Origin of the sequence: Microbacterium sp. SD291, from assembly GCF_017355365.1 — a bacterium.
Lineage (GTDB): Bacteria > Actinomycetota > Actinomycetes > Actinomycetales > Microbacteriaceae > Microbacterium.
The window spans coordinates 1-5,629 of sequence record NZ_JADIJR010000058.1 but is presented as its reverse complement, the minus strand read 5'-3'; the positions used below and the strand labels follow the sequence as shown (position 1 = coordinate 5,629).

The 5,629-nt window shown below is 65.9% G+C and carries 6 protein-coding genes; 1 reads left to right on the top strand and 5 read right to left on the bottom strand.

Annotated features, from left to right (window positions below; genetic code table 11):
* On the top strand, positions 1-1,668 hold a 1,668-nt coding region (locus tag IPV10_RS16630), incomplete at its 5' end, for a phosphoketolase family protein (protein ID WP_207485753.1).
* Positions 1,669-1,683: 15 nt separating this feature from the next.
* On the opposite strand, the gene IPV10_RS16625 is transcribed toward IPV10_RS16630, so the two are convergent.
* The 5 genes from IPV10_RS16625 to IPV10_RS16610 form a co-directional block, all read right to left on the bottom strand.
* A complete protein-coding gene (locus IPV10_RS16625) occupies positions 1,684-2,151 on the bottom strand; it encodes a DUF1003 domain-containing protein (RefSeq protein WP_242685090.1) in 468 nt (155 codons plus the stop codon).
* Positions 2,148-3,563, bottom strand: a complete 1,416-nt coding sequence (locus tag IPV10_RS16620) for an MBL fold metallo-hydrolase (protein ID WP_207485752.1) — start codon at positions 3,561-3,563, stop codon at positions 2,148-2,150. Before IPV10_RS16620 ends, IPV10_RS16625 begins: the two co-directional genes overlap by 4 nt.
* Positions 3,560-3,682, bottom strand: a complete 123-nt coding sequence (locus tag IPV10_RS17255; RefSeq protein WP_278249393.1) for a hypothetical protein — start codon at positions 3,680-3,682, stop codon at positions 3,560-3,562. The genes IPV10_RS16620 and IPV10_RS17255 overlap by 4 nt, the downstream gene beginning before the upstream one ends.
* A gap of 192 nt (positions 3,683-3,874) precedes the next feature.
* Positions 3,875-4,933 (bottom strand): alcohol dehydrogenase AdhP, encoded by a 1,059-nt coding sequence (gene adhP / locus IPV10_RS16615; RefSeq protein WP_207485749.1) that lies wholly within the window; start codon positions 4,931-4,933, stop codon positions 3,875-3,877.
* Between the two features lie 157 nt (positions 4,934-5,090).
* A partial coding sequence (locus IPV10_RS16610) for a hypothetical protein (protein ID WP_207485747.1) occupies positions 5,091-5,629 on the bottom strand: 539 nt, incomplete at its 5' end.

Sequence of the window (5,629 nt, the reverse complement as noted above, 5' to 3'; positions counted from 1 at the left end):
GAGATCAAGAATGACGCGGCAATGGGGCGCCTCCGCGAGCGTCCCGCATGGCCCATGATCATCCTCCGCACTCCCAAGGGGTGGACCTGCCCGGCCGAGATCGACGGCATGCGTGCAGAAGACAGCTGGCGATCGCATCAGGTGCCTCTGGCCAACGCCAAAGACACACCCGAGCACCTGCAGATCCTCGAGTCGTGGATGCGCTCCTACCGGCCGGATGAGCTCTTCGACACCGAGGGCGCTCCTGTGCAACTCACGACCGCACTCGCCCCCGCGGGCGAGCGGCGCATGAGCGCCAACCCCCGGGCGAACGGCGGGCTGTTGAGACAGCCGCTCGCACTTCCGGACTTCCGTGCATTCGCCGTCGAGGTCCGTTCGCCAGGCGCGACGACCCACGAATCCACACGTGAGCTCGGGCGCTGGCTGGCCGAGGTCGTCACACGCAACCCGAGGACGTTCCGCATCTTCGGACCGGACGAGACCGCCTCGAACAGACTCGGCGCCGTGCTCGAGGTGACCGACAAGCAGTGGAACGCCCAGTATCTGCCTACCGACGAGCACCTCGCGCCGTCCGGTCGCGTCATCGAGATGCTGAGCGAACACCAGTGCCAGGGATGGCTCGAGGGGTACCTGCTGACGGGGCGACACGGCATCTTCAACACCTATGAGGCGTTCGTGCACATCATCGACTCGATGCTCAATCAGCACGCGAAGTGGCTCAAGGTCAGCAAGGGCATCCCCTGGCGGCGTCCGATCGCCTCCCTGAACTACCTTCTCTCCTCCCACGTCTGGCGGCAAGATCACAACGGGCTCTCACATCAGGACCCCGGCTTCATCGATCACGTCGTCAACAAGAAGGCGGAGATCGTCCGCGTCTATCTGCCGTTCGACACCAATACGCTGCTGTCCACCTACGACCATTGCCTGCGCAGCGTGGACTACGTGAACGTCGTCGTCGCCGGCAAGCAGCCGACCTTCGACTGGCTCACGATGGACGAGGCGATCGCCCACACCACCCGCGGACTCGGCATCCTCGAGTGGGCGGGCACGGAAGTGCCTGGGGAGGAGCCCGACGTCGTTCTTGCGTGCGCGGGCGACGTCCCAACGCTGGAAGTGCTCGCTGCGGCGTCCCTGTTGCGAGACGAGATCCCCGACCTGAAGGTGAGAGTCGTCAACGTGGTCGACCTGATGCGTCTCGTGAGCGAAGGGGAGCACCCGCACGGGCTCGCCGAACGGGAGTACGATGCCATCTTCACGATCGACCGGCCGGTGATCTTCGCCTATCACGGCTATCCGTGGCTGATCCACCGCCTCGCCTATCGTCGCGCGGGCCACGCGCACCTTCACGTGCGGGGATACAAAGAGGAGGGGACCACGACGACGCCCTTCGACATGGTGATGCTCAACGACATGGACCGCTACCGTCTCGTCGTCGACGTCATCGACCGGGTCCCTGGACTCGCTGTGCGCTACGGGACCCTGAGGCAGCGGATGCTGGATGCCAGGCTCGCGGCTCGTGCGTACACTCGGGCGCATGGCGAGGACATCCCGATCGTCTCGCAGTGGACGTGGGCCGGCCGCTCAGGTGCCGCCGCGGACGAGGCGAGAACCGGGGTCGGACAGGTCCAGGCCGGCGCCTCCTCGACGGGTGGCGACAACGAGGTGTGAGCCGATAGGTGCTCGCTACGGCTCCTGGATGCTGCGAGGGTGGGTGTGGGCTGCGTCCTCACTGGTCGAACGCAGTTCCCGCAGAAGGGCCAGCTGGAGACGGTTGATCTCCATCAGCTCCTCGAGCTCCTGTTTCGCGGCGAGGTTGGTCTCGTAATCGTGCTGTGCAAGCGCCGCAGAGATCGCATCCTGTCGTTTCGCCGCGATCAGCAGGATTGCCCCCTGCAGCCCCGCGAGCATGCTCAAGAACAGATTCAGCAGAATGTATGGATAGGGATCCCAGGAGAAGGCTGTGATGTTCACAACGGCCCAGAGGGTCATGAACGCGACGAAGATGCCGATGAACCCCCATGACCCCATGCCGTTTCTGAGTCGATCGGCGGCGCGCTGCCCCAGGTCGAGGCTCTCCGCGTGCTGGGTATGCCAGTTTCGCAGCGGGCGGCCGACGGGACTCCCCGGCCCCTCGGCTGCGGGGGCTTTCATGCGGTTCCTCGTTCGGCGCCGAGCGGTACCACCTCACCGTGCTCGGGCACCCTCGAACGCCAGCCCAGTTCCCGCTCGACCCTCAACCGAAGCGCATCGGCCGCGGCCGGCTCCCCATGAGTCACGTACACCGTGTACGGCACGCGAGGTGCCGGCCGCATCCAGTTCAGGACCTCCGCAGCGTCAGCATGAGCGGACATCGAGCCGATACTCACTACGTCGGCGTTGATGGCGATCTCCTTGCCGAAGATCCGCAGAGTGCGCTCTCCGGCGAGCAGACGCGCTCCTCGCGTGCCACCAGCCTGGAACCCCGTCAGCACGATCGAATTCCGCGGGTCCGCACCGTAGGCCTGCAGATGATGGAGGATCCGTCCACCGGTGAGCATTCCGCTGGCCGAGATGATGATCATCGGCCCGCCGCGGAGGTTCAGCAGCTTCGACTCATCGACGCTTCGGACAGGGGTGGCGATCTTATAGAGACGCGTGAACTCGTCCTGTGACAGGCGATGCTCGCTTGCGTGACGCTGATAGACGTCGGCGACGCTGATCGCCATGGGGCTGTTCACATAGATCGGCACATTCGGGATCTCGCCGCGGTCCAGCAACCGGGTCAGATGAAGGAGAACCGTCTCCGTCCGTCCAACGGCGAAGGCAGGGATCAGCACGACGCCGTTGCGGCGTGCCGTCCGCCGCACGATGTCAGCGAGCTGCTCCTCGGGGTCCCGTTCGGTGTGCGCGCGGTTCCCGTAGGTGGATTCCGCGACGAGCACGTCCGCTCCTTCGAAAGGATGCGGCGCTCGCATGAGCGGATCGTCGGGGCGTCCGAGATCGCCGCTGAAGCACACCCTTCGCCCGTCCACGTCGAGGTACACGCTCATCGCGCCCAGGATGTGGCCGGCCGGGCGGATCATGGCCCGAACGCCCGGGGCGACAGCGACTTCCGTTCCCTCCGCGAGGGGCGTGAACTGCTCGAGAGAGCGGGCGGCGTCTTCGACGGTGTACAGCGGCTGGGGACGCTCATGCCGAGACCACCCGTGCTTCGACGCGTGGCGCGCCTCTTCCTCGAGCAGGTGGGCGCTGTCCAGGAGCATGATCCGGCACAGTGCGATTGTCCCCTCGCTCGCGAAGACCCGACCGCGGAAGCCATCGCGCACGAGCGCCGGCAGATATCCGGAGTGATCCAGATGCGCGTGGGTGAGGACGACGGCGTCTATCGATCCCGGTGCGACGGGAAACGGAGCACGGTTGCGAGCCCGCAGCACCTTGTACCCCTGGAAGAGCCCGCAGTCCACGAGCACACGCGAGGCGGGTGTCGTCACGAGATACCGTGACCCCGTGACTGTATCGGCTGCGCCGAGAAAGGTCAGCGTCGCCTCCCGAGCATGAGGCACCGTGGTGATGTCGTGTCTCATCGGCGTGCTTCAAGCCGGATGAGTTCACTGATGTCGATCGGCTGTGTGGGCGGAAGCTGCAGATCGGTGGGGCGCACGGCGAGTAGCTGCTGCTCGTCCGTGAAGATCGAATCGTTCATGATCGTCCTTGCTCTCGAATTGATCCCCCATGTCACATCGTTGCCGGCGCGCCGAGCCCGATCCGGGCCGAAAGTCCCATCGTGTCGACTGCGCGAGGCCCGCGTCCGCCACAAGCTCGCAGGCCCCGCCGAAGCGGGCAGGCGCGGCTGCGCCGCCTGCAGGGCGGACCCGCAGGCGGCGCAGAGAGAATGTCAGGAAGCGACAGACGGCGCGTCTCCTACCCGCACGACATCGGCGGTGTGGTAGGTGAACACCAGGCGGGCGGGGACAGTACCCGCCAGGACCTCCGCGACGGAGTCGTTGACCCTCTCAAGGTTGCGGGTTTCGGTGATCACCCGCGTCCGGCCCGCGGCATGAAGTGAGAACACCTCTGCGAGGTCCTGCCTCGTGCCGACGATCGAGCCGATGATGCTGATTCCCTTGAGCACGGTCTCGAAGACAGGCACGGTCAGCTCACCTCCTGCCGGCAGGGAGACCAGTACCAGCCGTCCGCCGCGGTTGAGCGCGTCGAAGGACTGACGGAAGACGCTGGGAGCGACAGCGAGCACCACAGCGACATCTGCTCCGCCGAGCTTGCGGATTGCCTGCACGGGGTCGGTGGCGCGGGCATTCACGACGTGATCTGCGCCGAGCTCGGCGGCGAGCGCGAGCTTCTCCTCGGTGATGTCGACGGCGATCACCTTCGCACCGACCAGCCGCGCGTACTGGATCGCGAGATGACCCAGACCTCCGATGCCGAAGACGGCGACCGTCTCGCCGGGTGTGACGCGCGCGTTCTTGATGGCTGCGTACGTGGTCACGCCTGCGCAGGTCAGGGGTGCCGCGTCGAGGGCCGTGACGCCATCAGGGACAGGCACTGCGTAACGGGCGTCAGCGATCATGTACTCGCTGTAACCGCCGTCGACCGCATAGCCGTTGTTGTACTGCGCTTCGCAAAGATTCTCACGTCCATCGACGCAGTAACGGCATTCGCCGCATGCGTGGCCGAGCCACGCCATCGCGACCCGCTGTCCGACCTTGCGCGTGGTCACCCCGTCGCCGAGTTGCTCGATGATTCCGACGCCTTCGTGACCGGGAACCAAGGGCAACTTCGGCTTCACCGGCCAGTCGCCGTTCATCGCGTGGATGTCGGTGTGACACAGACCGCACGCTTCCAGTCGGACCAGCACTTGTCCGGCCTTCGGCTGGGGGAGCGGACGCTCCTCGATGTCGGCCGGGGATCCGAACTGGGTGACGACTGCTGCTCTCATGATTCCTCCTCAGGGAACTCGGGGTGTCACGAGTCTTTCGGCGGCTGTGAGAATCGCGCGGGTCGAAGGTCCCGCGGGTCATCGACCCAGCCCGGTGACAAGCTCACGAGAGAGCAGTACCGCGTTCACGAGGCTGCCGCTGTGCACCCGGTTGCTTTCACGCAGCGTCGTCGCGGGTCAGGCGACCGGCGAGATCCGCTCCCCACGCACGAGCCCGCTCGACCTCGCCTGGTTCCAGCCTGCTCCTGTGGTCGACGAGGAAGCTCATCGGCTCACTCAGCCGATCGAATCCGAGCTTGTCGAGTCTTCGGGCGATGGCAGTCGCAGCCGAGCCGGTGAACAGGCGGGGCATGTCGACGCGCGTGTCGAAAGAGGCGAAACGGCACGGAGCCGGCGGAGTGTCCCGCAGCCATTCGCGGATCCCGGTCTCGCGCCAGGCCTCGTCGAGTTCGAGATGCAGCCGCTCGCTCGAGGCCCAGTTCACTGCCTCCTTGCGGCTTTCCGGGCGGCTCATGCTGTGCGCGTGGGTCGGGCCTCCGACGATGAGCACGTCCAGCTCAGAAGGAATCCTGTGGGCCTCGGCTATCGGCATCAGCAGTGAAGGAAGCACAGAGTCCACACCTTCGGCGATCGCTTCGGCGATGCGTCGCGTGTTGCCGAACATTGACTCGTACACGATGACGGCTCGCTGGGCGG